Here is a 25,950-nt window from a genome sequence, read left to right as displayed (position 1 = left end):
GAGCATCCTCGCGGCGCACCTTATCTACCAGATCCGTAAAGCGCAGCTGGCGCGCTTTGAGCTTGCGTTGCAGGTGTCGCGGCGACAGGTTCATTTGCTGGGCGATGGCCGCTTGGTCCACATCGCCGGCCTGAATTTGTCGGCGGATGGCCGCAGTTAACTGCGCCACTAAATCCGTGGCGTCGATATCGAGTGGCGTGCGAGTGGCGGCCGCGCGCTGCAATTGTTTCTGGAGCAGTGCCTCGTGGTGTTCCACCAAGGCCGGGTTGGCAAAGGGCAGGGGTTGATGTATATCGGCGCAATCGTATATTTGCTGGCTGACTGCCGCCTCGGTGAGCACGTCGTTGCAACCGTAAAAGTCGCGGTAGGGCGCCAGGTTGGTGTCCGCCGCACGGGTCAACACCAACTGCCGCAGTTGCAACTGGCCGGGGAAAATAGATCGCAGCATTTGAAATCCGGTGGCCATGCCAAATTCGAGCGACTCCACCCCCGGTAGCGACGCAGTGGCCGGTATGACTTCCAGGATAAATCGGTCGCCCTGCTCGCGGGTTTGAATCGTGACCGAGTCGCTGATAAAGGCCGGGTACTTTAACAGCAGCGCAATGGCGTGGTGCAGGCTTTCGGCACACAGGATGGCCAGACCCAGCTCGCCCCAGCTGGCAGGTTGGGTGGCCTGTGCGGCCAGCAAGCCAATGGCGGGCTCGCCGGTGCGCTCGGCGGCGCGGCGCCAGGCCAGGGCCGTTTTTTCTACGGGAATACGTTGATTAGGCTGGCTGTCGATGCCCAGCTCGGCGAGTAGCGCGTGGCCGTCCTGACCGTAGCGACTCAGGAGCTGAGGAATGGGTTTGACCCAGTTGCCATAGCTTGAAAATTGCACGTTTGTACCTATTTGTGACTTAAGCTGTAGGTCGGGTCACAATATTAGCGGCAGCGGCGGGGCGGCAAAAGGGGCAGAACCGGCGGGTCAGCTCGCGGCTGGCGTTATCGAGCGGGCCACAGGCGCTGCGGTATGTGTGAATGACTGTCAGTCGGCTTCGGCGGCGGCCTGCATTTGCGCATTGAGTAGGGCGGTGATTTCGCCGCTGTCGGTCATGCGGCGGATCGCATCGTTTACCGCTGGCAACAAGTGCACGTAGGGTGACTTTTTTGAAAACGCCATATGCACGCCTTGCGAGGGCAGCGCCAGCGGCAGTTGTTTAATATCGTTGAGGAGTGCCATTTTCTGCAGCTGCACTAGCGCGGGGTATTTGGCGTAAAGCGCGTAGTCCACTCTGCCAGCGGCGAGCATTCTGAACATTTGCTGTAAACTATCGACCCGCACAATATTGAGATTTGCCTCGCTGAACTTATCAAACTCTTCGCCAAAGCTTTCTCCCAGCAAACTGATCCCGCGATAAAACGCCAGTTCACGCGGGTTGGTTAGCGCCAGTTTACTATTGACGTGCACAAATACGGCCAAGGGATTTTCGGCAAAGGCGATGGAATAGTGAAAGACTTGCGCGCGCTTCTGGTTCCAGTACAACGCCACAATCACATCAATGTCACCGGTTTCCAGGTTGCGCAACGTGCGCTTCCAGGGCGCCGGATTAAATTGTGTAGTTAAATCCAGCTGCGTAAATATTTGTTGTGCAAGCGTCAGGGCAACACCCACTGGCTCGTCCTGCTTGAGCCACAAATAGGGTTGGCTCTCCGCGTGGCCGGAAATGTTGATAACCGATTTAGCCACAGCGGTTTGCGCGCCAAGGTCTGCATCGGGCTGTGCGGCGGCCCACACAGAGCATAACAACAGGAGTGCGGCAGCGTTCAACCGGCCCGGCCTGGCCCAGCGCCGGTCGGGCGCTGGGTTTGGGACAGGTGTGGCGCAAGCGAACTGAGCGCTGACAGTGGGCATCACTGGTGGTTGCTCCCGTGGGGCAAAGCCGGCACCGGCTGGGTGATGGCGATGAGCTGGCATAAACCTTACTGTGTTATAGGCGCCGATCGGTCGATTTGGCAAGTACGAACGTACTTAACGTGCGCTGGGTGCCGCCATGTACTAGCTGGGCGTCGCCATGTACTAGAGGGTGAATTGCGGATGACAGCGAAAAGCGCCGCCCCTGAAATTGGCGTGGGAGCCGCTGCGGTCGGGCGACAATGCGCTTTGTGCTGGTTGCGGTAAGCCTGTGGCCGCTAGGCCGCCACAGGGCACATGGGCTAAACGCTGGTGCGCATCGCAGAGATATGTTTGGCAAAGTAGGCTTGATAGTCTTGAATGGATAGGCCCGCGAGATCCAAAAACGCTTCGTCGTCCTCAGGTACGGCTATCAAGTGTCCCTCGGCGAACGCTACTCTATCGCCATTTGGGTCGAGTAGCGCAAAGTTGTCGTCCAATGCGATGTACACAACGCCCTCGTCCTCTAAACCGCCCACACTTTGAATCCAGCTCGCCAGCGCTTTGGCGCCGCCGATATTTTCAAAGGCGCCCGCTACGGTCAAGGCCGAGGGATCGCCGCGCTCCAATTTGGTAATGCCAATGGGCTCTTCTTCATGGACTAGCGTAAACATAGTGAAATTCCTTTTAGGTGTTTAAGGCAGCTGTCAGATTCAGCGGCGTTGTGCTGTTACGCTAAACCGTGGGCGCTGGGTGAGTGCGGCAGGTCGACAGTTACATGCACATCCGCCCTGCAGATTTGCCATGATAACCATCTGCAGGTTAAAAAACAGCAATGAATCGGAGCGAAGCGGCGCCAGTGCTCTCTGGGTTGGCGCTGTGCCGCGTAGCAGGGACCGCTTCTGCTGCGCAAGCCTCAAGCGAAAGCGGGCAGTATTGCCCTGGGCGGCAGCGAATCTATAGCGTAGCCTTGGCAACTGCCGCAACGCCTGGGGTGGCACCCAGCCCCGGGGTGAGTCGGGATTGAGAAGAAGCTTAAATGCTAAAAGGCTGTGTTTTAGTGGTGTTTCTATCGCTTTGCAGCGTCTGCGTCGACGCGCAAACCTATTACGTGCTGCGCCACTTTGAGAAGCTCCCCACACAGCTTGATCCCGGCTTAACATCCGTGGGCGAGCGCCGCGCAGAGGCGCTGGTTGAATTGCTGCGCGATAAATCCATTCGCTACCTATTTACCACTGATTATGCGCGCACGCGGGCCACAGTGACGCCTTTGGCCAAGGCCCGGGGGCTATCTGTGCGCCTGTACGACCCTCGCGATCTAGCCGCACTTGCCGCGCAACTGCAGACGCTAGACGCTGTTCTGATTGTCGGTCACAGCAATACTACGCCGCAACTTGTTCGGCTACTGGGCGGTACGGCAGACGCTATGCAAGAGCAAGATTTTGGCGACTTGTATGTACTTACCCGCACGGGAGACCGGGTTGCAACTCAGCGGCTTTCGGTGGCACTCCCCCCGTTGTCGCCGTAATGCGGCAGACAGCAGCGCCAGGCTTGTTTCGGCACCGGCGCGCCAAGACACTGTTGCGAGGGTTGGGCCAAAAGCGAATGCAATACCCATGTCCGTTTTTTTGAGCGTGGGTACCATCTCCGCAAGTGCCAACAGGCATTCGTACTTTCACCAGCGGTCGTTTGATTTTATGGGCCGTCACTGTGAAACCAGAACTCTATTTCATCGGTTTCAACGTCGAATTCAGCCGAATGCTCGATATTGGCGGGCACATGGTACCACTCGCCAACGCCCACTCGGGTGGTGATCCCCGCCATGGTCAAGATCAATTCGCCGCGGGTAATTACACCGTGATTGTCGGTGGTATGGGTGTGGGATGGAATTTTTGTGCCCGCAGGGTAAGACGCAAACAAGATGTCGCTGTTGTGTGCGGCCAGTTTGTAGGCGTCGAAGCGACCGTCGTACAGGGGGAGGGCTTTTATTCGTTCCGGGTAGGCGCCAGCCATTGGAAACTCCGTAGACTCGAGTGTGATTCGCTGTGCCAAGGTGCACAGAAAGAGTGACCAGTATGCGCACATCGGCGGTGGATATGACAGTGTGTTCATCGCGTTTAACGGTTGAGTCGACCAAGCCCTCATTGTGTTTGAGGTTGCGCGCCCAGACCAAAAAAAAGCCCCCGCTGGTGCGGGGGCTCAAAGGTTTCTACTGCAGCAATGCGTAGAGGCTGCGTGTGGCATCCGGCCGGTGCAGCGGTTGTACATCCCTGTACCGCATGCGGGTGAATCGAAGAGCCATTCACCCGATGATTGCTAGCCCACAGGCGTGGGATTAGTAGCGGTAGTCGGCCTGCAGCGCAATGGTGCGAGGACGTTCTACGAACCCGTAGTAAGCCGGTGTCATAAAGGTGGAGGCCGACAGTGGCGCTGTGTTGGTGTAGGTCAGCGTGTCGCGGTCGGTAAGGTTTTTACCCACCAGCGCCAGGGTCCACTGCTCTGCTTCCAGGGCAATGCGGCCATTCAGCTTGGTGCCTGGGGTGTAGTTCCAACGTGGGTCCAGGTTCGGGTGAATGTACTGCTTGCCCTGGTAGGTGACGTCCAGGGTGGTGCGCAGTGTCATCTCGCCTAGATCGTAGTTGTGCTCCAGTGAAGTCGAGCCGCTCCAGTTGGGCGTGTACTGGCTGGGCTTGCCTGTGTAGTCACAAATGCCACCAGGAGTTTGGTTGGGCTGATCGTGGTAGCAGTTACCGCTGTCAAAGTCCTTGTACTCGAAATCCAAGTAGCCTACTGCTGCGGTTAACATCAGGTTGAAGGGCAGCGCGACGCGGCCATCCAGTTCAACACCTTTCACTTCGGCTTTTTTGGCATTGCCAACGGTAAAGCCTAAGATGCCGTCAAACTGAGAGGTCTGCAGGTCTTTGTAGGTGGTGTGGAAAATAGCGGCGTTTAACTCGGCGCGATCATCCCACAGACGGGTTTTGGTCCCCAGCTCATAGGTAGTTGCCTCTTCTTTGTCAAACTCGAAGGACTCCACTTGGTTGGCGCGCGCGTCGTAGCCACCTGATTTGAAACCGGTGGAACCGCTGGCGTAGAACATCACGTCGTCGTTCATGATGTACTGCACCGCCACCGAGGGCGTAAAGGACGACTCATCGCGGTCGCCGCTGAGGTTGTGGCCGGCGGCGGTGGGCACCATTATTTTCAGTTCTTCGGTATCCACGTTAAAGGCCTGCTTGACCACGAAGGCCGCAACGGGATCTGCGGTACCAGTGGCGGTGTTCAGCGTGTGCATGCTGCGCGAGCCTTCTTTAGTCTCGCGGGTGTAGCGGCCGCCGGCCGTCAGAGCCCAGGCTTCGTTGATGTTCCAGGTGGCTTGGGCAAATACCGCAGCGGCGCTGGCATCCTGTTCGTAGGTGCGCGGTACGCTAATGCCTTGAATGAGAGCCAGCTGTGGGTCCAGTGCACCCAGGATGCTAGTTTTAGAAAACTGTGTGGCTTCGTTAAAGTCCAGCTCGTTGGTCTGGTAGAAAACGCCGGCAATCCAGTCGACGGTTTCGCCGCCGGGCGACACTAAACGCAGTTCCTGGCTGAATTGGCGATACTCTTCATTCATGGCAATGCTGAATACATCGGCGCCGGTGAAATCGCAGTCGCAGTTTTCTGAAAACTCGTAGCCAGCCCAGCCTGTCACCGAGGTCAATGTGCCAATTTCGGTGTCGTAGTTGGCAGTCAGGGTGACGTTGTCGACGGTATTGTCTGAAAACTCAGCGCTGTCAGACTGGCGCACGTAATCCAAGGCGTTGTCAGTCAGGCGTGGATCGCCGGTCAACTGGGCCAGAATCTGACCGTATTGCACGCCGTCTGCGCGGGGCAATTCTTTAACGATCTCAATTTGGCGCCCTTGCACGTCAAAGGTGTCGCGCTCGGCCTTCAGGATAATTTCCAGATTTTCGGTGGCGTCCCAGGCGAGGGTGCCGCGGATGGCGCGCTCTTCGCGGCTGGGTTCGTCGCGGCTTTGCAACTCGTTTTCCATATAGCCGTCGTCGTTATAGCTGCGCACGGCCAGGCGAGCGCGAACGGTATCGCTGAGGGGGCCAGAGGCCACCAGGTTTACTTCGCGCTGGTTGAAGCGCGGCTCGTATACGATGCCCGCTTTCAGCTCTAGCTCGTCGGTGGGTTTGGCGGTACTCATGTTGATGGCGCCGGCAATGGAGTTCTTACCGAATAAAATGCCCTGGGGCCCGCGCAGCACTTCAATGCGCTCCAGATCCATAAACGGTGCGCGGCTGAGCTGGGCGCGGCCGTAGTAAATACCGTCTACATAAGTTCCCACAGACTGTTCGAAGCCCTGGTTGATGCCGGAGCCGATGCCGCGGATAAAAATTTGGGTGCCTATGCCGGTTTCGCTCATGGACAGGTTGGGCACATAGGCTGTCACGTCTTCCATTTTGGTGAGGTTGCCGTCGGCCAGCTTGTCGCCGCCAATGGCGTTAATGGATACCGGTACATCCTGCAGGCTTTGTGGGCGCTTTTGCGCGGTAACCACAACTTCTTCCAATACCTGCGCGTAGCCATGACTGGCCGACAGGGCCAGGGCAGTTAGGGCCACTGCCAGTGGCTTCTTCATCGATGTGTGTGTCATTTGTCTCTCCTGTTTCGCGTGATGCGTTGTTATTGTCCGACAGGCAGGCGGTGCCCAGCATGCCGGCGCTGACTATAGCGGTTGCCGGCGACGGCAACTATTCGGTGGGCGACAAGCGGCTATTCCCAAAGCGACATTTCGGTGAGTGGTTGCGGCGGTAGGGTGACTCGTTGGCAGCTGACCTTAAATGAAGATTAAGGTGGCCAGTGCAGCGAGGCTGGCAGCCAGCAGGATTAGCAGACTGCGCCAAAGCCAACCGCGCGTCTGTGGCTGGGGCGGTCGCTCGGCCTGCTGCCTCAACTCGTACGCCTGAATTGCCAGTGCGCGGGATTTGATCAATTTGGCGCGGGTGGTTTTCAGTGCGGCGATTTCGCGTTCCAGGAAGGGTTGACGCGCCTGCTCGCAGTCGGCCAGTTGCTGTTCACAGGCCAGTAGGGTCTGGTCCAGATGTTGCAACTGGGTGTCGATATTGTCGGTAATGGTTTGCAGCGTCACTGACTTGGCCCGTTGGTTGAGGCGCGATTATACACCAGTTGCGATGTGTCGTGGCGCGGCGCTATTTTTTGCCGGGCGCCACACTGCATACGTATTCAAACCGCTATTGCGTATGCATACGTATGTAATAGGTTGAGTGTACAAGATGCTGCGCCCTTAAATAAAAGGGATGTACCGGCACAGAATAATAACACGCGGTAATTGTTAGCCTTTTTGTGCCCAACCGTGCTTCGGCTGCCGGTTGCGAGCCAAGTACCCTGACCAAATAACGATAACAAGGGTAAACAGCAATGAAACTGACACGCGGTCGCGTAACAGCGGCACTCTTTGGAATGGCAATGGCCTCCGGTTCACTCTCGGCACAGGCGGGTAGCGCGTTCGTGCATTTATTTGAGTGGAAATGGAACGATATTGCCAGCGAATGTGAAAATTTTCTCGGCCCGAAAGGGTTTGATGCTGTACAAATTTCACCACCGCACGAACACACGGCCGGGCCCTACTGGTGGACCCGCTATCAACCTGTATCCTTCACCAATCTGACCAGCCGCAGCGGAACCGAAGCGGAATTGCAGAGCATGATCAACCGCTGCCACGCGGCTGGCGTAAAAATTTACGCCGATGTGGTCATGAATAACTGGGCGTCGTTTCAAGATTACGGCAATATCGCCTCCGGCGGCGATAGTTGGAGCCCGCGCAATTACCCGGATTTAAGCAGTTGGGACTTTCACAGTGACTGCACTATTTCCAATTACGGCGACGCCAATAACGTGTGGGACTGCGGGCTTTACGGAATGCCCGACTTGGATACCGGCAAAAGCTATCCCCAGGACTATGTGGCCAACTACCTGAAAAAACTGGTTGCCATGGGCGTAGATGGATTTCGCATCGACGCGGCTAAGCACATTCGTCCAAGCGAACTGGATACCATCTTAGGGAAAGCGAACCGTCCCTGGAGCTTCCTCGAAGTCATCGGTGCCTCAGGCGAAGCTGTTCAGCCCAGTCAGTACACCTATATTGCGCCCATCACCGAATTTAAATACGGGGTGGACGTGGCCAACAATTTCCGCGGCCAGATAAAAAATCTGAAAACCCTTGGCACCAGCTGGGGCTTGTTGCCCTCTGATCAAGCCGTTGTGTTTGTGGACAACCACGATCGCGAGCGCGGCCACGGTGGCGGCGGCAATCTGACCTATAAAGACGGCGCGCTGTACAACTTGGCCAACGTGTACATGCTGGCCTTCCCCTATGGCTACCCTAAGGTGATGTCGGGGTACACCTTTACCGATACCGATGCCGGCCCACCCGGTGGCAATGCCAATTGCGACAGCGGTGCCTGGGTGTGCCAGCATCGCTGGGCCAACATCGCCAACATGGTGGGTTTTCGCAATTTCACCTTAGGCGTCTGGAGTGTCAATAACTGGTGGGACAATGGCGGCAATCAGATTGCCTTTAGCCGCGGCGATAAAGGCTTTGTGGCAATCAATAACGAAAATTACGCTATGCAGCAAACGCTGCAGACGGGTTTGCCCGCCGGTAGCTACTGCAATGTACTGGCCGGTGCCGAGCCTTGCAGCGGGGCGGTCATTCAGGTTGCGGGCAATGGTTTGGCCACTATTAATGTGCCTGCCAAAGCGGCGGTAGCGATACACGGCGGTGCCATGAGCGGCGGCGAGTGCGCCACTAATTGTCCGCCGACCAAAAACTTTGCCAGCTTAAATGTAAGGGGCACGTTTAATGGCTGGGGCTCGACCGCCATGACCTTGGTGGCAAACAATACCTGGCAGGCCACTGTCACTTTGAGCGGCGTGGCCAATCAGCGTTTGAAATTTGATGTGTATGGAGATTGGAGCACTAATTACGGCGATACGAATACCGACGGCGTATTGGAGCAAACCGGCGGGGATATTTATCACGCAGGTGTTGGCGAATACTTGATTACTGTCAACGACCAAAATCTCACTTATACCATCGAGTTGCAGGGGCAGTGCAGCCAGTGTTTTAGCGGTAACTTTCCACAGCTGAATTTTCGTGGAACGGCCAATGGTTGGGGCACTTCGGCCATGAACCTGGTGGCCAACAACGTTTGGGAAACGGTAGTGACCTTCGACGGGCAGGCCAATCAGCGCTTTAAGTTTGATGTACACGGCGATTGGAGTCAGAACTATGGCGATAACAACGCCGACGGTGTTTTGGAGCAAACCGGTGGCGACATTTACACCGGCGTCGTCGGCAGCTACAAGTTGCAGGTGAACGACCAAGCCATGACCTATAGCATGACCCCCATTTAACCGTAGTTCGCTTTACAACAAGGGGCCTCGGCCCCTTTTTTAATTCTGCGCTTTGGTTCCGGGCAAGCTGGCACACTGGTAGCGACCGGCGAGTACATGCTCTGCCAGGGGTGCCCGGTGCGCCAAGGTGTTGTGCAGGCCGTAGGTTGATTTTAGTTGCGCGACCCAAAGGTGTCGCTCGCGCAAGAAATGATTAAAGGCGGCGATGATTTCCGGGTGCTTAATACTCGACAGTCGGTACCCATCGTGCACATAGGGTAGCTCGGGGTTAAAGCACAACAGCGACTCCACCGCCAGTGAATACTTGGCCTGATACATGGCCACATCGACGTTGACGTAGGCACCGTCTATGCGCCTGTGCAGTACTGCCTGCAGCAGGTCAACCACGCGGCTGTACTCGAGCAACTGAATGCGCTGTTGGGCGATTGCCGCTGTAAAGGGCACGGGAGTGAAGCCGCGAATGGTACCCAGGCGCTTGAGCGGTGCCTGGGCCGCGCGATCGGTTCGGGTAATTACGCCGTCGACATAAAATGCCACTGTGTCGCTGTAGTGGATGGTTTGCTTGCCGCGTCGCTGACGCTGCCACTCGGGTGCATCCGGGTACTTGAAGTCCAAGTCCTGATCCGACAGAAACTGTTGGTAAAGGCGTTTAACCGGCAGCATCTCATAGGTCAGCTGAAGCCCCTGCCGGTGTGCAAATTCCTCGAAGAGATCGCGCGCGAAGCCCTGAAACTCCCCGCCATTGTGGGATTGCCAGCCGTAGTGCGGGTAGTAGCCGATAGCCTCTGAGCCCAGCGTGTAAGTGATGGCCGGTTCGGGCTGTGCCACTGCGGGCAGAATGCTTAAAAGCGAGACAATTCCCAGGTTGCGCATTAGGGTAATGATGGGCGTCACCTACTATCAGGTTTGTTGCAGGGCTCCGCCGCTGCGTGCCAGAAAGCCGAACCAGGCTAAACAGGTAATCCTCGGCTATAACTATAGTTCATCGCGGCTATTGTTGATGCCGCTCGCTCTTTGGGTTTTCACAGGTTGCCACTATGTCTTTAGGATTGCGGCAGCAGCTGCTGATGAGTATGGCTGCAGCGCTGTTTTTACCGCTCATTGTCAGCACGCTATTTTTTAATCACAGTATCCGGGCATTGATCGACGAGCGTTTGTCGGCTATTGAATTGCCCACAGCGCTCAGGGAAGTGCGCAACGGCGTAGAGTTGGACTTGCAGGCCGCCATCGTCGCCAGCCGCGCGGTAGCCGAAAACACCTACGTGCGCGAGTGGCTGGCCGCCGGCGAGCTGGCGGAGGCGGCGACGCCAGTGGCGAGCGAGCAGCCGACCGAGACCGATCCAACGGGGGCGCCCACGGCCTTTCCCGTGGCCGCTCCCACCATTGTGGCGCCCACCGGCAGAGATCAGCTCATTCGCTATTTGAAGGCTGTTAAGGCCAGTAATGACGCCATCGCAGCCTATGTGGTGTCTGGCCAAACGGGACACTACTTTAATACCGATGGGTTGTTTAAAACCCTTTCACCCAGCGCCGAGCGGGATCAGTGGTTTTATAGCTTTTTAAGCAGCGGCAAACCCTACGAACTGAGCCTGGATGTGGATGAGGCCAGCGGCCAGCCGACGGTTTTTATCAATTACGCTATTCGCCACCAGAATGTGCGCGGCGTAGGGGGTATTGGTCGCTCATTGGCGGCTATGTCCGACCTTATTCGCAATTATAAATTGGGTAAAAATGGCCAGGTCTACCTTGTGGATCGCAAGGGCCGCATTAAGCTGCACCGCGATGCGAATGAGTCGGGCCGAGATCTATCCCAGCGCATGCAAACTCCTGCGGGGGCATTGCTGACCAGTACGCAGGTGGCCACGCTGCCTTTTGAGCGCAATGGCGAAGCCTACCTAGCCGCATCTATTCCCTTAAATTCTGCCGATTGGTATCTGGTGGCAGAAATTCCCCGTAGCGAACTTTACGCCGGGTTAGATTCCACCATCTTCAGCAATATTGTGATTTCACTGATTGTTGCCGGGTTGTTCTTTTTGGTGGTGTTATGGTTGTCGAATCGGATTGTAAAACCGGTGCAGGAAATTACTGCCGCCATTGAGGATATTACCCAGCGCGATGGCGACCTAACAGCGCGTCTGCCGGAAACCCGTGGCGATGAATTGGGTGAGCTGGCCCGTCAGGTGAATGTGTTTATAGGCCAGCTGCAGACGTTGTGCGGGCACATTGTGGACTCCAGCCACGCGGTGGCGCAGGTGTCCAGCTCGGTCAGTCAGTACATCAATCAAGCCTCTGGTCGCACGGAACAACAGCAGCTCAATACCGATATGGTGGCTACGGCCGTCAACGAAATGGGCGCTACGGTCAATGAAATTGCGCGTAACGCCGCCGATGCTGCCAATGCGTCTAAAGAAGCCCATCAAACTGCGGCCGATGGTCAGCAAAAAGTAAATGGCACCGTAAAAGATATGGGGCAGCTAACCGATACTATGCAGCAGTCGGTGAGCCGCGTCGAGCAACTGGCACAGGAAATCAAATCCATCACCAATGTGTTAGATGTGATTAAAGGCATTTCGGAGCAAACCAATTTGCTGGCACTGAACGCGGCTATTGAAGCGGCCCGCGCCGGTGAACAGGGAAGAGGCTTTGCTGTGGTGGCCGACGAAGTGCGGACTCTTGCGCAGCGCACCGCCCAATCTACGGAAGAAATTAACGACATGATTGCGCGTCTGGATCGCAGTGCCAGGGCCACGGTGGAGGCCATTCAGTCGGGCAGCCAGCAAACTACCTTAAGCGTGGAGCGGGTGCGCGAAACCGGCGGTATGTTGCATAGCATTACCGATAGAGTGAACCGTATTTCCGATATGAACTACCAAATTGCCACAGCCACCGAAGAGCAAAGCCAGGCCACGGAAGAAATTAACAGGAATGTACAGGCCATTGCCGAGCATTCGCGCAAAACGGGCGATGACATTATCCAGTGCAAGCGTCTATGTCAGGAGTTGGATGCACAAAGTACTGCGTTGGCGGCGCTTATGCGGCGCTTTACACTCTAGTAAGCAATAAGAGATAAAAGAAAGCCGGCACTTGATGCCGGCTTTTCTGTCCGTATTGGAATCAGTAAGTTGCAATCACCTTCACGCCGCCGGTAACGGCGCTGCTATCCACATAGCCAATGATGTTGGGATTATCAGTAACCAGTTTAATGACTTCGGCGTCGCTGCCGACCTCCTTCGGGGGCGTGCCCTGGCCGGTGAACACCAGCTTTGACCAATAGGCTTTCAACTGCTGATCGGTTTTCTTCACCACCTTGTCATTGAAAACCTTTGCGGGTGCCGCACTTTGTTCTTGATTGATGGGAATGGCGGGTGAGCCATTGGGAAAGGACTTCATCTTGGCCAAGAAAATACCATTGATATCTTCCTCAGACAGGCTTGTGCTGTTTGCCGGGTTCACAATGACGGCAATTTCTGCGCAGACAGTGCTGGCAAAGAGTAGGCCGGCAAGCAGGCCGGAACACAGTGTGTGTGATTTCATGGTCTGCCCTCCTTAAAATACAAAGTCCAGTGCCACAGAAAAAATGGTGACGTCGCCATCGCCATTTGTTGCGTCGTGGTACACAGGGTTGGGTTGATTGGTAAAGGGGTTAAAGCCCTCGTCGGTCATTGAGCTCACGTCAAACTTGAGTGCATAGGTGTCGCCAAGATCCCAGCGGGCCCCAATTGAGGTGGTGTCGTGTTTTTCAAAAGGCGTGTCCAAGTCAAATTGCGACCAGGACAGGTAGTAGGTCATGGCACCAGTTTGGTAGGTGGCCGAGCCGAAGTAGGATTTGTAAAAGGGCTCGTACTTGTTGTACTCCGCCATCACTGCAAAACCAGAGTCAAATTCGTACTTGGCAAACAGGTCGTAGAATTTGATGTCGAAGTCGATGACTCCCATCGAACCGTCGCCGTAGGTCTGCGTTTCCTCCATTGCCGCTTGCGTATAGGTGCCGCGCACGCTCAATCCGCCCCAAGTCATGTCTAAGGCCGCGCCCAAGATATTTTCGAACTCGCGATCGATGTTGGTGGTAAAACTTTCAAACAGGTAGCTCATCAGTTCGTCGCTGGGATTGCTTTCGTTACCGCCATAAAGTGACAGGCGGTAGTAGACATCGCCTGTTTTGAAGGTGCTATTGAGTTTTACACCGTTAAAGTTGGTTACGTCTAGCGAATAGGTGTCGGCGGGAATGCGCAGCCAGGGGTAGGCGTAGCCCACGTCCATGTAATCGGAAAAATAATACACCGGCATACGCATGCGGCCGGCCTGCAGGTTGGTGTCTGAGGTGAGGTTGTAAGTGGCGTAGAGCCACTCCACCTGTGCCTCGTAATCGTTGGCGGCGCGGCTCATGATCTGCATGGTGGCAGACAACTTGTCGTCGATGATGGCCTTACCTTGCAGGCCAAGACGCGTTTCCTGGCCAAAATCGAAATCCTTTTCGTAGACCCCCAGGTTGGGGTAGTCGGCGATATAGCCGCTGCCGTCGATCAGCGTGGCGGCGGTAATAGAGCCGAAGCCGTTGAAATTGAAATCTGCCGCCGCGACCGGTGCAGAAAGCAACACGGCGGAGCAAAGTAAACCGTATCTCATGGTATTGACCTCGTAAGGGATTAACGGAGTCTGTTTTTATAAAAATACAAACAACTGCTACTCAGTTAAGAACATTCCGGCCCACCTTGCGGCTAATACGCCATAATTCTTCCTTTTAAAACGGTGGCTTTTAATTTCCTTTCGACTTGTAATCAATGCATAGCACCGACTTGGGCATTGGTTAGGGCATTGAACAGTTGCGCACTGGGCGCGTCGATAACTTTGAGTTGGCTTGCAGGGGCAAGTCCAATACTGCTCGAGCGCTACTGCACTGGTTAAGCGCGACCTTCTCGTTTGGGCGCGCGTATCTCAGTGCAAGTTGAGCCGGATCCGAGGGCTGTATTCCACTGGCAAAATTACGCAGTTTTCGGTGGCTGTGCCGGTGGGTGATGGGCTATTGGAAAACGCTTGCATACAAGTGGTCCGCGTACATCGCCTTGATGACTAGGGAGGAATCTTCAATGCGCTTTTAGAAAAGACTCGCACCCTGCCAAAATTTCCAATTCGGCATTCGGCGTTGCAAAGGTAAAGATTTTGGTTTTTCTAATTGCAGTGTGGCGGCCTAGCGGCCCCGTTGGCACTTGTCCGCTGCCGTTAAGTGCCAACTTACAATCTCAGTCGCGGACAGAGCCATCTTGTGGCGGCTATTTTAAGCCTCGGTAGAGGCCGGCGTGGAACACCAGGGGGTTGCCTGCGTGCACAGCGAATTGCTGCACGCGGCCCACTAAAATGATGTGATCGCCACCGGCATAGCGGTGTTCCAGAGTGCACTCAAAGACCGCGCCAAAATCTGGCAGTAGGGGGCTGTTGGCAATACCGTTGGTGAGTGGCAGCTGATCGAACTTATCGTCGGGGCTGGGGCGGCCAAACAAGTCCGATAGCTCGCGCTGGTCCTCTTTGAGCACGTGGATCGCAAAGTGATCGGTCTGGTCAAACACGTCAAAACAATTGGCGGTTTTGGCGATGCTCCACAGCACCAGTGGCGGCTCTAGCGACACCGAGTTGAAGCTGCTCACTGTCATGCCCACGGGCTGGCCTGCGGCATCGCGGGTGGTCACGATGGTCACGCCCGTGGGAAAACTGCCGAGCGCCGTTCGGAAAGCCAGGCTGTCGAAGGGGAGGGGCTCGGTGGTCATGGGCATGGGTCTCGCTGTGATTTACTCAAAGGGTTCAGTGCCGGCCGTCGCTCGGCGCTGCGCAGTCTAACGCTTTGGTATCAAAATACCTACTCCAGTATGGCTGGCAATTGGCGGGTTAGTGGGTCTTTTTCCCGGAGGTACCGGCCACAGAGTGCGAAGCCGCGCAGTTTGCCTTGGGCGTCGTGAAATAGGGCCTGCACATCGGAGGGGCTGTCCGACGTTACATCCCAGCGGCCCTCGAGCCCTGGAGGTGCCGGGCTGACCACGGTGGGGCACAAGGTGGTTTTCACCACCACCGGCATGGCCGGATAGTGAACGGCGGTGGGTTGTCCGGCCAGTGTTTTAGCCAGCGCGCGCGCCGCGTGCATCAGCGGCATTACGTACAGCAGTGATTGCCCGACCACTTCGGCGCAGTCGCCCAGCGCGTAGATACCGTCGGCAGGGGTGGCCGCCAACGCGGCGTCGCCGGATGTGCCGGCGTCGAAGTAGGTCTGCAGCAGTCTGTTAGTTTTAATACCTCGGCCTACTGCCAATCCGGCACTTTGTGCCAGCTGGGTACGGGGTTTAACACCGATGGCCGAGAGCACTAAGTCCGCATGGACTTGGGTGCCGTCTGCCAAATGCGCACGAACTCCCGCGCCGTCGGCGTCCAGGCGCTGAACGGACGTGCCCAGATGGTAGCGCACGCCGCGCGCTGTAAGCGCGTGCTGTACCGCGCGCCCCGCGGCCTCTGGTAGCAGGCCCCCGAGGGGGGTGGGCAACAGATCCACCACGGCCACCTCGTAATTCGTCTGAATCAAATCGTTGGCGTACTCGGAGCCAATCAGCCCTGCCCCCACAATGAGCACCTTGCGCTTGCCGGCCAGGGCAGCGTGGAATTTGCGGTAGTCGGTGAGGTCGTTGACCGTTAACACCTGCCCTGTACCAGTGCCGGTTAGCGGTGGTGTAAATGCGGCGCTGCCCTGAGCCAAAACCAGCCGCCCATAGCTAACGGTTTGCTCGGCCAGCTGCAGGGTTTTTGAGCGCCAGTTGAGGCCGGTCACCCTGGTGTGGGTGATGATTTGGGCGTTGAGCTGCTCGGCCATGTCGGCGGCGCTGGCGGTGGCCATTTGGTCTGGTCCAATACCCTTGGCAAAACCCGTCGAAAGCAAAGGCTTTGAGTAGAAGGTGCCATCGTCTTGGGTGATTAACAGCAGCGGTGTGTGTGGATCTAACTTGCGCCACTCCCGAGCCAGGTTATAGCCTGCCAAACCGGTGCCTAAAATGACCAGCGGCGCGTCTGCGGCGGGTTTGGGTGTCATGGCGGTCTTTGGTGCGCCGCAGCCTGAGCAGCGCCAGTCTGCGGGCAGTTGCGCAAAGGGCGTTTGTGCATCGTCCAGGTAGGTCCAGCCGCAAAGGTCGCAGTGCCAGTGACCGCTAGGCTTGCTGGCCTGCGATGCCAACGCTTGGGGCGCAGGTGGCGCGTCGGGTACCGATGTGGGAGTTACAGCGGTGTCGGCTGGCGATTGCGCGATGGGCACCATGTCGAAATCTTCTTTACCGACACCACAGTCTGGGCATAGCCAGTCGTCGGGTACATCGGCCCAGCGGGTGCCCGGTGCTATGCCGTCGTCGGGCCAGCCTTGTGCCTCGTCGTAGATAAAGCCACAAATCATGCATTCCCAGACCTGATAATCGGCCATAGTGATTCCTTGCGTAGGGTTCGAAAGAAAGTTAGTCCAGCTCTACTGGGCCGCCGGTCCAGCGCACCAGACCGGGCACTGCAATGTCGTACAGATCCAACACGCGCGCCAAGCTGTGGTCCACCATAGCCTGCAGGTTGTCTGGCTTGGCGTAAAAAGCCGGCACCGGTGGCGCGATAATGGCGCCCATTTCAGACAGTGCTGTGAGCGTGCGCAAATGGCCTGTGTGTAGGGGTGTTTCGCGCACCATTAATACCAGTCGGCGGCGCTCCTTGAGTACCACGTCGGCGGCGCGGGAAAGCAGGCTGCCGGTCATGCCGGTGGCTATCTCACTCATGGTTTTGACCGAGCAGGGTGCAATGATCATCCCCGCGGTTTTGAAGCTGCCACTGGCAATACTGGCGCCAATATTTTTGGGTGCATGGACGTGATCTGCCAGCGCTTTCACCTGTTCTACTTTGAGGTCGGTTTCGTAGTGCAGTGTGAGCTCGGCCGCCTTACTCATAACCAGGTGGGTTTCGATGGGCGTGGGTTGCAGCAGTGTCAGCAGGCGAACGCCGTAGGTCACGCCAGAAGCGCCAGATATGCCAATAATTAATCTTTGTGGCTCAGCCATAGCTCAAAATTCCATAAGGGGTGCACTATACTACTATGCAAAGTGGTGGGTGGACGCGTCAATGGTAGGCAGCAAATCAATCCTGTGGCCTGGGGTGCCGAGGGGCAGATTTGATTAATCCGTGTAATACGCAGCGCAAGGCAGGCTTTACGTTGGTAGAGCTGATCGCGGTGGTGTTGATTGTCGGTCTGCTGGCTGCGGTGGCGGCGCCGCGCTTTATCAGGCTAACAGACGAGGCGCAGTCGGTTGCCGTTAGTAGCGTCTTGGCCGCCATGCGCGGTGCCGAGCAAATGATCAAGGCGCAGTATTACGCTCAGGGCGCTCCCGGCTTGGGTAGCAATACCAATGTGACGGTGATGGTAGCGGATATTCCCGTGCGTTTTCGCAATGGCCAATTGCGCAATACCAACAATTCTGCCCATGTCCCAACAGTGCCGCAAAATCGCAATGCAGCATACACACGGTTGTTTTTTTTGTTTTTACCTAACCCGCCGGGAACCATTGTGGCGCGCAATAGCCAGGCAACGGGCTGGGCGATGCTAGGTAATAACAATGCCTGTGCGCCGGCTTTGCCGGGCGGCGGCTTGCGCCGGTGTTGGGAATACCGCAGTGGTGGCAACCGGGTGGCGCGCATCACTTATTACACGGGGCTGGGGCGTTTTGTGCAGGACTAGCGGCCAGTGTCTGGCGGAGGCTGGCAGGGCACTGCCGAATATCTCAGTGCCTTGGGCGGACGATTATTTGCAAGTTTGCGATGGCGTTAAAAGCAGTTGTTTAAATTCATCGGCCGGTAGTGGGCGGGACCAGTAATAGCCCTGGCCCTGTTCGCAGCCCAAGCTGGTCAGGCGTGCGAGCGCGAGCGGGTCCTCGATACCTTCGGCCACCGTTTTCAACCCCAGGCTTTTAGCGATATTAATGATGGCAATGATAATGTTCAGATCCTGCTTGGAATCCAGCATATTGCGCACAAAGGATTGATCGATCTTTAGGGCCTCCAGATCAAATTTGCTGAGATAGCCAAGGTTGGAATAGCCGGTACCGAAATCGTCTATCGAAAAACTGACACCGTGTTGGCGCAACTCCTGCAATTGCGTGCGTACATTTTCTGCATCGCCCAGCAGCAGGGATTCGGTTAATTCGAGCTCAAGAAATTGGCCGTTTAACTCGGCCAGGGCCAGGGCTTTGAGTACCTCTTTGCCCAGGGTGCCGCGGGAAAACTGTACGGGCGATAAGTTTACCGCTATTTCTAAGTGTGCGAGCCCCGCCTGGTGCCAGTCTTTGCATTGCCGGCAGGCTTCCCGCAATACCCAATTGCCAATTTCAATGATGAGCCCCGTCTCTTCAGCCAGCTCCACAAAATCCACCGGAGTCATTAGACCACGCTCAGGGTGTTGCCAGCGCAGCAGTGCTTCTGCACCCACCGTTTGGCCGGATTTGAGGTCTATTTTGGGTTGATAATACAAGCGCAGCTCATTTTTTCGGACGGCTTTGCGCAAATCTTTGATGAGTACAAAGCGCTCGTCGCTCAGAGTGTTCATGCTGGCGTCAAAAAAGCGAAACAGGTTTTTGCCGTCGGCTTTGGCGCGGTACATGGCGATGTCGGCGTTTTTGCAGTAGCTTTCAAAATCGGTGCCGTCTTGTGGTGCCATGGCAATGCCAATGGATGCAGAAGTTTGTATGTAGTGGTTGTCTAGCTTCAGGGGCCGGGCTAAAAGCTTCAATACTTTGGTGGTGACTCGCTCGACTTCTTTGGGGGCGTGAATGTCGGTGAGCAATACAATAAATTCGTCGCCGCCAAAGCGGCCGGCCGTGTCGGTGGCTCGCAGGCAGCGCTGCAATACGGCGGACACCGACTGCAACACTTGATCGCCCACGGAATGCCCGAGGGAGTCATTAATGGTTTTAAAGTTATCCAGGTCCACAAACAGCAGGGCACATTGCCCGCCATAGCGTTTGATGTGCTCCAGCTGTTGATTAAAGCGGTCTTCACACAGGGTGCGATTGGGGAGTCCCGTGAGGCTATCGTACTGCGCAAGGTATGTGGCCTTGGCCTCTGAGACGCGATATTTTTTATTTTCGGCGGCCAGGTTGTCCAGTGCATTGCGAATGTCAAAAGCCTGAAAGCGCACGCTGAAGCCGGTGATCAACAATATCACCATCACGTTAATGATCACGGCTGCATCTACCGTGATGACAACGGTTTGGTGCCAGCCATTAAGTTGCGCAAGACCAATTAAAAGGGTGGCGCAGCAGATAAAGCCAAAGAGCGCCCAAAACAGTCGTTGTTTGCTGAACAGTGCGGCAAAGATCAAGATGACGGGGTAGCCAAACATGCCTTCATCGAGGAGCCCGTGATTGGTAGCTACTAATAATGTGATACCCAGCGTGAGCACCCAGAGCATGACCGAGGCGGACAGCTCGGTGCGAGACTTGGCCAATAGTTTCAGGGCGTAAATTAGCCCCGCCAGTATCAGCGTTAAAACGGAAATGACGGCGAGGTTTTGGCTGTTAAATACGTAGGCAAGCAGCGTGGTTGAGATGCCTACAATGCAGGCATAAAGCACTTGCTTAAGTCGATGCGATCGGGAGTTGTCGAGTTCCGTGGATAGCTGATCCAGAGAAGGGTTATTCATGGGGTCGTCCACATGCGCTCTGCTTGTAAGCATAGCAGGCAGACAAAAAAATGCCGAGCTGAGCTCGGCAGTGAGGTTGCTAAGGGGTTGGCTTGCGCGCAGATTTAGCCGCGCGTGCGCGCGATCCAGTCGTTAACCCGCTCTTCCAGTACATTCAGCGGTACCGGGCCAGCAGTGAGAACCAGGTCGTGGTATTGGCGAATGTCGAACTTGTCGCCCAGTGCCTGCTTGGCTTTTTCACGCAATTCGACAATTTTAATCATGCCAATTTTGTAGGCCGTGGCCTGTGAGGGCATCACTATGTAGCGCTCAATGGCTTTGACGCTGTCGGACTTAGCGTTGGGCGTGTTGGTCACTAAATAGTCGATGGCTTCTTCGCGGGTCCACTTCTTGGCGTGCAGGCCCGTATCGACCACCAGACGACAGGCGCGCCACAGCTCCATGGCCAGGCGGCCAAAGTCAGAGTAGGGGTCTTGGTAGAGGCCCATTTCTTTGGGTACTAGCTCGGAGTAAAGTCCCCACCCCTCGGTGTAGGCGGTGTAGCTACCGTATTTGCGGAATTTTGGGACCCCCTGCAGTTCCTGCGAAATGGCCAGTTGCATGTGGTGGCCGGGAATGCCCTCGTGGTAGGCCAGTGCTTCCATCTGGTAGGTGGGCATGGCCTTCATGTCGTAGAGATTAGCGTAGTACATGCCGGGGCGAGAGCCGTTTGGCGCCGGGCGCTGGTAGAACGCCTTGCCGGCAGATTTCTCGCGGAAGGGTTCCACGGCTTTTACGACCAGGTCTGCTTTGGGCTTGGTAATGAACAGCTCGTCCAGGCGCGTTTTCATATTGTCGATGAGTGCGGTGGCTTCATCCAGATAGCGCTGTTTGCCGGCCTCGGTGTTTTCGTAGTAGAACTGCGGGTCGTCGCGCATAAACACGAAAAATTCCTGCAGCGTGCCCTCGAAGCCCACTTTTTTCATGATGGTGCGCATCTCGTCGTGAATACGCGCCACTTCCTGCAGGCCCAGGGTGTGTATTTCGTCGGCTGTGAGGTCGGTGGTGGTGGTCTTCTTTAGGGCTGCGTTGTAAAAGGCCGCACCGTCGGGGAATTTCCAGGCGCCGTCGCGGGTATCGGCTTTCTTCTCCAGCTTTTTCAAATAGCCAATCAGCTGTGTGTAGGCCGGCTTCAGGCTTTTCTTGAGCGCTCGTTCGCCCTGTTTGATCAGCTTGGTTTTGGTGGCTTCGTCTACCTCTAGCGCCGTTACCTTGGCGCGGAAGTCGGCCATGATGGGACTGTCTTCGCCCTTGCTAAAGGGGGCACCCTTGAGAATGTTTTGGCTGTCGCTAATGACGTAGGGGAACACAAATTTGGGCGCGATAATGCCGGCTTTAGCGCGTTCCGCGAGATTGTCTACCACTTGTTTCAGCAGTTTTGGCAGGCCGTTAATACGACCAATATAGGCCTCGGCATCGCTCACACTGTCGATGCGGTGCTGGTTGATTAAAAACGAGGGCACCATTGAGTGGGTGCCGTACATTTGGTTCACCGGGTAGTTGTGCAAGCGCCAGCGCTCGAAGGCCAACTCTTGTTCAAGCTGTTCTTCCATCAGTCGGTAACTGAGCGCGGTATTGGGGCTGAGTTTGTTTTTATCCAGTGCGCGCAGGCGTTCGAGCTGCTCGCGGGTCAGGGCAATACCTTCTTTTTCGAAGGCCGGCGACAGGTCGTCCCACTTGTCGTAGTTGGTTTTCATGCCAAGGTAGGTTTGGTACACCGGGCTGCGCGCGACACTTTCGTCGAAAATCGCCTCAAACAGGGCCTCGGCCTTGGCGTCTTCTGTGTCGGTGGCGGGAGCTGCCTGAGCGGAAAGGCTCAGGAGTAGGGCGCCGGTGGCGCCGGCTACAAATTTTATGATGGGATTCATCGCATCCTCTTGTTCATCGGTAAATGGGCATTGGCGTTCGCCAAACCGCCTGAGTATAAGGTCAGTGCGTTGGCTAGCCCAAGAAACCGGTCAAACCGAGGCGTGTGCGGGACGAACGCCCGTTGCAGAAATTTAATGCGAACTATGGGATTGATAGTGCGAATGCCCTTCTTATTTGCCACCACAATCCGTAAAATAGCGACCGATTCTGGCGCTATACTGGCCGGAGGCTGCAGGGCCAACAGGGTCATGCAGCTCAGCAAGCTCACGTGCAACACCTGCCCTAGGCCCTGGTGTTGTAAACCCGCAAGCTAAGCAAGATATTAAGGTGGATAAACATGGCTATTGAACTGCCCGCGCTTCCCTATGCAATGGATGCGCTTGCGCCGCACATCTCTCAGGAAACTCTGGAATACCACTACGGTAAGCACCACAAAACCTACGTGGACAAGCTTAACGGCATGATTCCCGGCACCGAGTTTGAAGGCAAGAGCCTGGAAGACATCGTTAAAACCAGCAGCGGCGGCGTATTCAACAATGCAGCCCAGATCTGGAACCACACCTTCTACTGGAATTGCCTGAGCCCCAACGGTGGCGGCGCGGCGACCGGTGCTGTTGCCGAGGCCATCAACAAGGCCTTTGGCTCCTTCGACAAGTTCAAAGAAGAGTTCACCGCCTCAGCCGTGGCTAACTTCGGCTCCTCCTGGACCTGGCTGGTGAAGAAAGCCGACGGCTCTGTGGCCATCGTCAACACCAGCAACGCCGCCACACCATTGACCGATGCCGGCGTAACTCCAATCCTGACTGTGGATCTGTGGGAGCACGCCTACTACATCGACTATCGCAATGCGCGTCCCAACTACATGAACGCCTTCTGGTCGCTCGTGAACTGGGACTTTGTGAACAAAAATTTCGCCTGAATTTAGGCCGGATTTTGACGCACAGATGCCGGGTATAGCCCGGCATTCTTTTGTCTGGCCGCTATTCCTGTTATAAACGACCGCCAATACTGAAAACCTTAGGGTGAGAACCCACGCATGAACGAACGCAAAGAGCCCACCTTGGGTGCGACCCAATCCGATGAACCGGCGCGCCGCCCGGCCCAGCGCCCTGCGACGGCTGGTGCATCGCCCACTGCCAGCAGCCCGCGGCCGAGCCGCCCTCAGCAGCCGGCGCCGACGCCCCGGCCTGCGGCAAAGCCCAGTCAAACACTGGCCACGCTGGCGATGCTGATTGCGCTGGCTGCGGTGGCGGGCAGCGGCTATCTGGCCTGGCAGCTGCAGCAAACGCAGGCCCAGAGTGCCGCCCTGCGCGGTCAGTTGGAGGGCCGTATCGCCGAGTTGGAGGGCAAGCTCAGCATGACCGAAGGCGAAGTGATGGAGTCGGCAGAGGCCTTTAAAGCAAAATTGGTTTGGGCGGACTCGGAAATTCGCAAGTTGTGGGGTGTGTCTTACGACACCAATCGCAAAGCCATTGCCGCCAATACCGAGGCCATAGAAGCGCTCTCCAAAAAGCTCGACAGCAGTAATAGCAAGTTGCTGGCAGATGTGAAGAAGCAGTTGGGCAGCGTCGATAGCAAGCTACTGGCCGCCCAGGCCACTGTGGACGAACAGCTAGACCGAGTGCACCGTCAGGTGGATAAGCTGGCGGGCCTGGAAAAGCAGCTAACGCAATTGCGTTCGGACATGACCAGCCGTCTGAAGTCCAATGAAGAGGCCATTAAGGCGATCGATATGTACCGGTTAACCGTTAACCGCGATCTGCTCACGCTGAAAGAGCAGCTCAACACCCTACAGCCAAAATAACCTGTCTCTTCAGGGGTCGCGCAGGCGGCTCCTGGCCCTTCGGCAGTGAACCGCGTTTAGCTTGTGTGCTCAAGCGGGCGACTAGCTGTCTGCATCTGACATTGCGCCACCAGGTTCCACAAATGTATCGCTTCATCCATTTCCCGCTGGCTGGGCCCGCAGGCGCCGCAGTGTTCGCAACACACGGCGTGAGTGAGCAGGTGATGAACAAAGTGTAACTGTTGGCTTTGGCAATAGGGGCAAGGTGACAAAGACATTGCCATGGTGCACTCCCTGGTCTGGGTATTTTGGACAGTGGTTTCTTGCGGGGGGAGCGATGCTTGGCCGGTCTGTGCTGGCCTGGTGAGGGGCTGTGCCATCAAGGTGGATCGAGGGTCTGGGCGGCGGATTGCCGCGTTTGACCACTGAGCTTGCCATGGGGGCTCCATCTCATAGATCGCTTTTAGCAGTCTAGCGCTATATTTTGTGATTGCAATGGCTTGCCAACCCAAAATGTGCCAATTCTAGGGCTTGAAGCTGGTGGGAGTCGCCTATATGGGGGTGGTTCTTTGTGCGGCGGCGTTTTTTCGGGACTGCCGCTTGGTGTAGAATTCGGCCCCTTACCCCAGCCCACGACGAGAGCAGACTCATGACCGTGATTCGCCAGGATGACCTGATCGAAAGCGTTGCCGACGCATTGCAATTCATTTCTTATTACCACCCCAAGGATTTCATCCAGGCCGTACACCAGGCCTATGAGCGCGAGCAAAGCAAGGCGGCCAAAGACGCCATGGCCCAGATCCTGATCAACTCGCGCATGTGCGCCATGGGGCACAGGCCCATATGCCAGGATACCGGCATCGTGTCGGTATTTTTGAAGATCGGCATGAATGTGCAGTGGGAGGGCGATCTGTCGCTGGAGGAGATGGTGAACGAAGGCGTACGACGCGCCTACAAACACCCCGATAATGTGCTGCGGGCCTCCGTGTTGGCAGACCCGGACGGCGCCCGCAAAAATACCGGCGATAACACGCCCGCCATGATCACCTACAAGGTGGTGCCCGGCGACAAGGTCGAAGTGCACGTGGTGGCCAAGGGTGGTGGCAGCGAGGCGAAAACCAAGTTCGCCATGCTCAACCCCTCCGATTCCATCGTCGACTGGGTGTTGTCTGTGGTACCGCAAATGGGCGCAGGCTGGTGCCCGCCAGGCATTCTCGGTATTGGTATTGGCGGCACGGCAGACAAGGCCATGGCGCTGGCCAAAGAGTCGCTGTTAGACCCCATCGATATTCACGATCTGCAGGCCCGCGGCGCTAGCAATCGCTCTGAAGAGCTGCGTCTTGAGCTGTTTGAAAAAGTTAACAAGCTCGGCATTGGCGCCCAGGGGCTGGGTGGCTTGACCACGGTGCTGGATATCAAAGTGAAAGACATGCCCACGCACGCAGCCAACAAGCCCGTTGCGATTATTCCCAATTGCGCGGCGACACGCCTGACGAAATTTGTACTGGACGGTTCCGGTCCGGTACATCAAACACCGCCCTCGCTGGACGATTACCCCGAGATTTCCTGGGAAGTAGGCGATAGCGTAAGGCGCGTGAATTTGGACACGGTCACCAAAGACGAGGTGCAAGACTGGCAGCCGGGCGAAACAATTTTGTTATCTGGCAAGATGCTAACCGGTCGCGATGCGGCCCATAAAAAGATGGTGGATCTGATCGCCAAGGGCGAACCGCTGCCTGTGGATATGCAGGGTCGCTTTATCTACTACGTGGGGCCGGTGGACCCAGTGGGCGACGAAGTGGTGGGGCCCGCCGGGCCAACCACGGCCACGCGCATGGATAAATTTACCCGCACCATGCTGGAGCAAACGGGCCTGCTGGGAATGATCGGCAAAGCGGAGCGCGGGCCGACGGCTATCGAGGCCATTCGCGATAATAAAGCGGTGTACCTGATGGCGGTGGGCGGCTCTGCTTACTTGGTGTCTAAGGCCATTAAATCCTCGAAAGTGCTGGGCTTTCCCGAATTGGGTATGGAGGCCATCTACGAATTCGATGTGAAAGATATGCCAGTGACCGTTGCCGTAGACAGCAAAGGCGAGTCTGTGCATCAAACTGGCCCCAAAATCTGGCAGGCGAAAATTGAAGAGGGCGTGCTGGACATTCAATAGTCTGGCGCTGCAACCGAGTCCCCAAAAAGGCCGCATTGCGGCCTTTTTGGTACGTGCGTTTTGTATTCGCGAAAACTTCTTGATGTAGTTGTGACTAT

General features: G+C 56.3%; 21 protein-coding genes. 7 read left to right on the top strand and 14 right to left on the bottom strand.

The annotated features are described in order from the left end of the window. From ACW8F6_RS05830 to ACW8F6_RS05820, 3 genes are all read right to left on the bottom strand, one after another. A partial coding sequence (locus ACW8F6_RS05830; protein WP_491574915.1) for an AraC family transcriptional regulator ligand-binding domain-containing protein occupies positions 1-877 on the bottom strand: 877 nt, incomplete at its 3' end. A 147-nt stretch (positions 878-1,024) separates the two neighbouring features. Then, positions 1,025-1,954, bottom strand: a complete 930-nt coding sequence (locus tag ACW8F6_RS05825) for a substrate-binding periplasmic protein (RefSeq protein WP_491574914.1) — start codon at positions 1,952-1,954, stop codon at positions 1,025-1,027. A 239-nt stretch (positions 1,955-2,193) separates the two neighbouring features. Further along, positions 2,194-2,544, bottom strand: a complete 351-nt coding sequence (locus ACW8F6_RS05820; protein WP_491574913.1) for a hypothetical protein — start codon at positions 2,542-2,544, stop codon at positions 2,194-2,196. 365 nt (positions 2,545-2,909) lie between these two features. On the opposite strand from ACW8F6_RS05820, the gene ACW8F6_RS05815 reads away from it, so the two are divergent. Then, positions 2,910-3,398 (top strand): SixA phosphatase family protein, encoded by a 489-nt coding sequence (locus ACW8F6_RS05815; RefSeq protein WP_491574912.1) that lies wholly within the window; start codon positions 2,910-2,912, stop codon positions 3,396-3,398. 167 nt (positions 3,399-3,565) lie between these two features. On the opposite strand, the gene ACW8F6_RS05810 is transcribed toward ACW8F6_RS05815, so the two are convergent. The 3 genes from ACW8F6_RS05810 to ACW8F6_RS05800 all read right to left on the bottom strand — a co-directional run bounded on the left by ACW8F6_RS05810 (position 3,566) and on the right by ACW8F6_RS05800 (position 7,010). After that, positions 3,566-3,883: a cupin domain-containing protein gene (locus ACW8F6_RS05810; protein ID WP_491574911.1), complete on the bottom strand. Its 318-nt coding sequence runs from the start codon at positions 3,881-3,883 to the stop codon at positions 3,566-3,568. A gap of 322 nt (positions 3,884-4,205) precedes the next feature. Next, complete coding sequence (locus ACW8F6_RS05805; RefSeq protein WP_491574910.1) at positions 4,206-6,515, bottom strand: TonB-dependent receptor; 2,310 nt, start codon at positions 6,513-6,515, stop codon at positions 4,206-4,208. A gap of 183 nt (positions 6,516-6,698) precedes the next feature. Beyond that, the gene (locus ACW8F6_RS05800) at positions 6,699-7,010 is read right to left on the bottom strand and encodes a hypothetical protein (protein WP_491574909.1); all 312 of its coding nucleotides are present in this window, start codon (positions 7,008-7,010) and stop codon (positions 6,699-6,701) included. 290 nt (positions 7,011-7,300) lie between these two features. Between ACW8F6_RS05800 and ACW8F6_RS05795 the strand changes: the two genes are divergently transcribed. Then, entirely contained in the window at positions 7,301-9,298 is a 1,998-nt protein-coding gene (locus ACW8F6_RS05795) for an alpha amylase C-terminal domain-containing protein (protein WP_491574908.1), read from the top strand. 39 nt (positions 9,299-9,337) lie between these two features. On the opposite strand, the gene ACW8F6_RS05790 is transcribed toward ACW8F6_RS05795, so the two are convergent. Then, positions 9,338-10,192, bottom strand: a complete 855-nt coding sequence (locus ACW8F6_RS05790; protein ID WP_491574907.1) for a substrate-binding periplasmic protein — start codon at positions 10,190-10,192, stop codon at positions 9,338-9,340. A gap of 143 nt (positions 10,193-10,335) precedes the next feature. Between ACW8F6_RS05790 and ACW8F6_RS05785 the strand changes: the two genes are divergently transcribed. Then, entirely contained in the window at positions 10,336-12,351 is a 2,016-nt protein-coding gene (locus ACW8F6_RS05785; protein WP_491574906.1) for a methyl-accepting chemotaxis protein, read from the top strand. Positions 12,352-12,412: 61 nt separating this feature from the next. Here ACW8F6_RS05785 and ACW8F6_RS05780 read toward each other — a convergent pair whose 3' ends face one another. The 5 genes from ACW8F6_RS05780 to ACW8F6_RS05760 all read right to left on the bottom strand — a co-directional run bounded on the left by ACW8F6_RS05780 (position 12,413) and on the right by ACW8F6_RS05760 (position 17,361). Further along, positions 12,413-12,832, bottom strand: coding sequence for a type 2 periplasmic-binding domain-containing protein (locus tag ACW8F6_RS05780; protein ID WP_491574905.1), 420 nt, complete (start codon positions 12,830-12,832; stop codon positions 12,413-12,415). Between the two features lie 12 nt (positions 12,833-12,844). Continuing rightward, positions 12,845-13,924, bottom strand: a complete 1,080-nt coding sequence (locus ACW8F6_RS05775) for a hypothetical protein (RefSeq protein WP_491574904.1) — start codon at positions 13,922-13,924, stop codon at positions 12,845-12,847. 644 nt (positions 13,925-14,568) lie between these two features. Continuing rightward, entirely contained in the window at positions 14,569-15,060 is a 492-nt protein-coding gene (locus tag ACW8F6_RS05770; RefSeq protein WP_491574903.1) for a flavin reductase family protein, read from the bottom strand. A gap of 89 nt (positions 15,061-15,149) precedes the next feature. After that, positions 15,150-16,745: an FAD-dependent oxidoreductase gene (locus ACW8F6_RS05765; protein WP_491574902.1), complete on the bottom strand. Its 1,596-nt coding sequence runs from the start codon at positions 16,743-16,745 to the stop codon at positions 15,150-15,152. A gap of 31 nt (positions 16,746-16,776) precedes the next feature. Beyond that, positions 16,777-17,361, bottom strand: a complete 585-nt coding sequence (locus tag ACW8F6_RS05760; protein WP_491574901.1) for a UbiX family flavin prenyltransferase — start codon at positions 17,359-17,361, stop codon at positions 16,777-16,779. Positions 17,362-17,471: 110 nt separating this feature from the next. Between ACW8F6_RS05760 and ACW8F6_RS05755 the strand changes: the two genes are divergently transcribed. Next, positions 17,472-18,035, top strand: a complete 564-nt coding sequence (locus tag ACW8F6_RS05755; protein WP_491574900.1) for a type II secretion system protein — start codon at positions 17,472-17,474, stop codon at positions 18,033-18,035. Positions 18,036-18,098: 63 nt separating this feature from the next. On the opposite strand, the gene ACW8F6_RS05750 is transcribed toward ACW8F6_RS05755, so the two are convergent. Both ACW8F6_RS05750 and ACW8F6_RS05745 read right to left on the bottom strand, forming a co-directional pair. Continuing rightward, positions 18,099-19,994, bottom strand: a complete 1,896-nt coding sequence (locus ACW8F6_RS05750) for a putative bifunctional diguanylate cyclase/phosphodiesterase (RefSeq protein WP_491574899.1) — start codon at positions 19,992-19,994, stop codon at positions 18,099-18,101. A 104-nt stretch (positions 19,995-20,098) separates the two neighbouring features. After that, positions 20,099-21,901 carry a DUF885 domain-containing protein gene (locus tag ACW8F6_RS05745; RefSeq protein ID WP_491574898.1) on the bottom strand — a complete coding sequence of 601 codons (1,803 nt, stop codon included), beginning with the start codon at positions 21,899-21,901 and terminating at the stop codon, positions 20,099-20,101. A gap of 338 nt (positions 21,902-22,239) precedes the next feature. Here ACW8F6_RS05745 and sodB point away from each other — a divergent pair, with 338 nt between their 5' ends. The 3 genes from sodB to ACW8F6_RS05730 all read left to right on the top strand — a co-directional run bounded on the left by sodB (position 22,240) and on the right by ACW8F6_RS05730 (position 25,852). Further along, the gene (sodB, locus tag ACW8F6_RS05740; RefSeq protein ID WP_491574897.1) at positions 22,240-22,821 is read left to right on the top strand and encodes a superoxide dismutase [Fe]; all 582 of its coding nucleotides are present in this window, start codon (positions 22,240-22,242) and stop codon (positions 22,819-22,821) included. A 117-nt stretch (positions 22,822-22,938) separates the two neighbouring features. Continuing rightward, a complete protein-coding gene (locus ACW8F6_RS05735) occupies positions 22,939-23,706 on the top strand; it encodes a hypothetical protein (protein WP_491574896.1) in 768 nt (255 codons plus the stop codon). 628 nt (positions 23,707-24,334) lie between these two features. Further along, positions 24,335-25,852: a fumarate hydratase gene (locus ACW8F6_RS05730; RefSeq protein ID WP_491574895.1), complete on the top strand. Its 1,518-nt coding sequence runs from the start codon at positions 24,335-24,337 to the stop codon at positions 25,850-25,852. The last annotated feature ends 98 nt before the right edge of the window (positions 25,853-25,950 follow it).

The sequence above is a fragment of the Simiduia sp. genome (genome assembly GCF_058345725.1).
The sequence above is the reverse complement of the archived record's forward strand: the minus strand, read 5'-3'. Positions and strand labels throughout refer to the sequence as shown.

What these genes read in the sequence shown, in the direction of transcription:
- ACW8F6_RS05825 (WP_491574914.1), bottom strand. Translation starts at nt 1,954, where the DNA reads ATGCCAGCTCATCGCCATCACCCAGCCGGTGCCGGCTTTGCCCCACGG.
- ACW8F6_RS05820 (WP_491574913.1), bottom strand. Translation starts at nt 2,544, where the DNA reads ATGTTTACGCTAGTCCATGAAGAAGAGCCCATTGGCATTACCAAATTG.
- ACW8F6_RS05815 (WP_491574912.1), top strand. Translation starts at nt 2,910, where the DNA reads ATGCTAAAAGGCTGTGTTTTAGTGGTGTTTCTATCGCTTTGCAGCGTC.
- ACW8F6_RS05810 (WP_491574911.1), bottom strand. Translation starts at nt 3,883, where the DNA reads ATGGCTGGCGCCTACCCGGAACGAATAAAAGCCCTCCCCCTGTACGAC.
- ACW8F6_RS05805 (WP_491574910.1), bottom strand. Translation starts at nt 6,515, where the DNA reads ATGACACACACATCGATGAAGAAGCCACTGGCAGTGGCCCTAACTGCC.
- ACW8F6_RS05795 (WP_491574908.1), top strand. Translation starts at nt 7,301, where the DNA reads ATGAAACTGACACGCGGTCGCGTAACAGCGGCACTCTTTGGAATGGCA.
- ACW8F6_RS05785 (WP_491574906.1), top strand. Translation starts at nt 10,336, where the DNA reads ATGTCTTTAGGATTGCGGCAGCAGCTGCTGATGAGTATGGCTGCAGCG.
- ACW8F6_RS05780 (WP_491574905.1), bottom strand. Translation starts at nt 12,832, where the DNA reads ATGAAATCACACACACTGTGTTCCGGCCTGCTTGCCGGCCTACTCTTT.
- ACW8F6_RS05775 (WP_491574904.1), bottom strand. Translation starts at nt 13,924, where the DNA reads ATGAGATACGGTTTACTTTGCTCCGCCGTGTTGCTTTCTGCACCGGTC.
- ACW8F6_RS05770 (WP_491574903.1), bottom strand. Translation starts at nt 15,060, where the DNA reads ATGACCACCGAGCCCCTCCCCTTCGACAGCCTGGCTTTCCGAACGGCG.
- ACW8F6_RS05765 (WP_491574902.1), bottom strand. Translation starts at nt 16,745, where the DNA reads ATGGCCGATTATCAGGTCTGGGAATGCATGATTTGTGGCTTTATCTAC.
- ACW8F6_RS05760 (WP_491574901.1), bottom strand. Translation starts at nt 17,361, where the DNA reads ATGGCTGAGCCACAAAGATTAATTATTGGCATATCTGGCGCTTCTGGC.
- ACW8F6_RS05750 (WP_491574899.1), bottom strand. Translation starts at nt 19,994, where the DNA reads ATGAATAACCCTTCTCTGGATCAGCTATCCACGGAACTCGACAACTCC.
- ACW8F6_RS05745 (WP_491574898.1), bottom strand. Translation starts at nt 21,901, where the DNA reads ATGAATCCCATCATAAAATTTGTAGCCGGCGCCACCGGCGCCCTACTC.
- sodB (WP_491574897.1), top strand. Translation starts at nt 22,240, where the DNA reads ATGGCTATTGAACTGCCCGCGCTTCCCTATGCAATGGATGCGCTTGCG.
- ACW8F6_RS05735 (WP_491574896.1), top strand. Translation starts at nt 22,939, where the DNA reads ATGAACGAACGCAAAGAGCCCACCTTGGGTGCGACCCAATCCGATGAA.
- ACW8F6_RS05730 (WP_491574895.1), top strand. Translation starts at nt 24,335, where the DNA reads ATGACCGTGATTCGCCAGGATGACCTGATCGAAAGCGTTGCCGACGCA.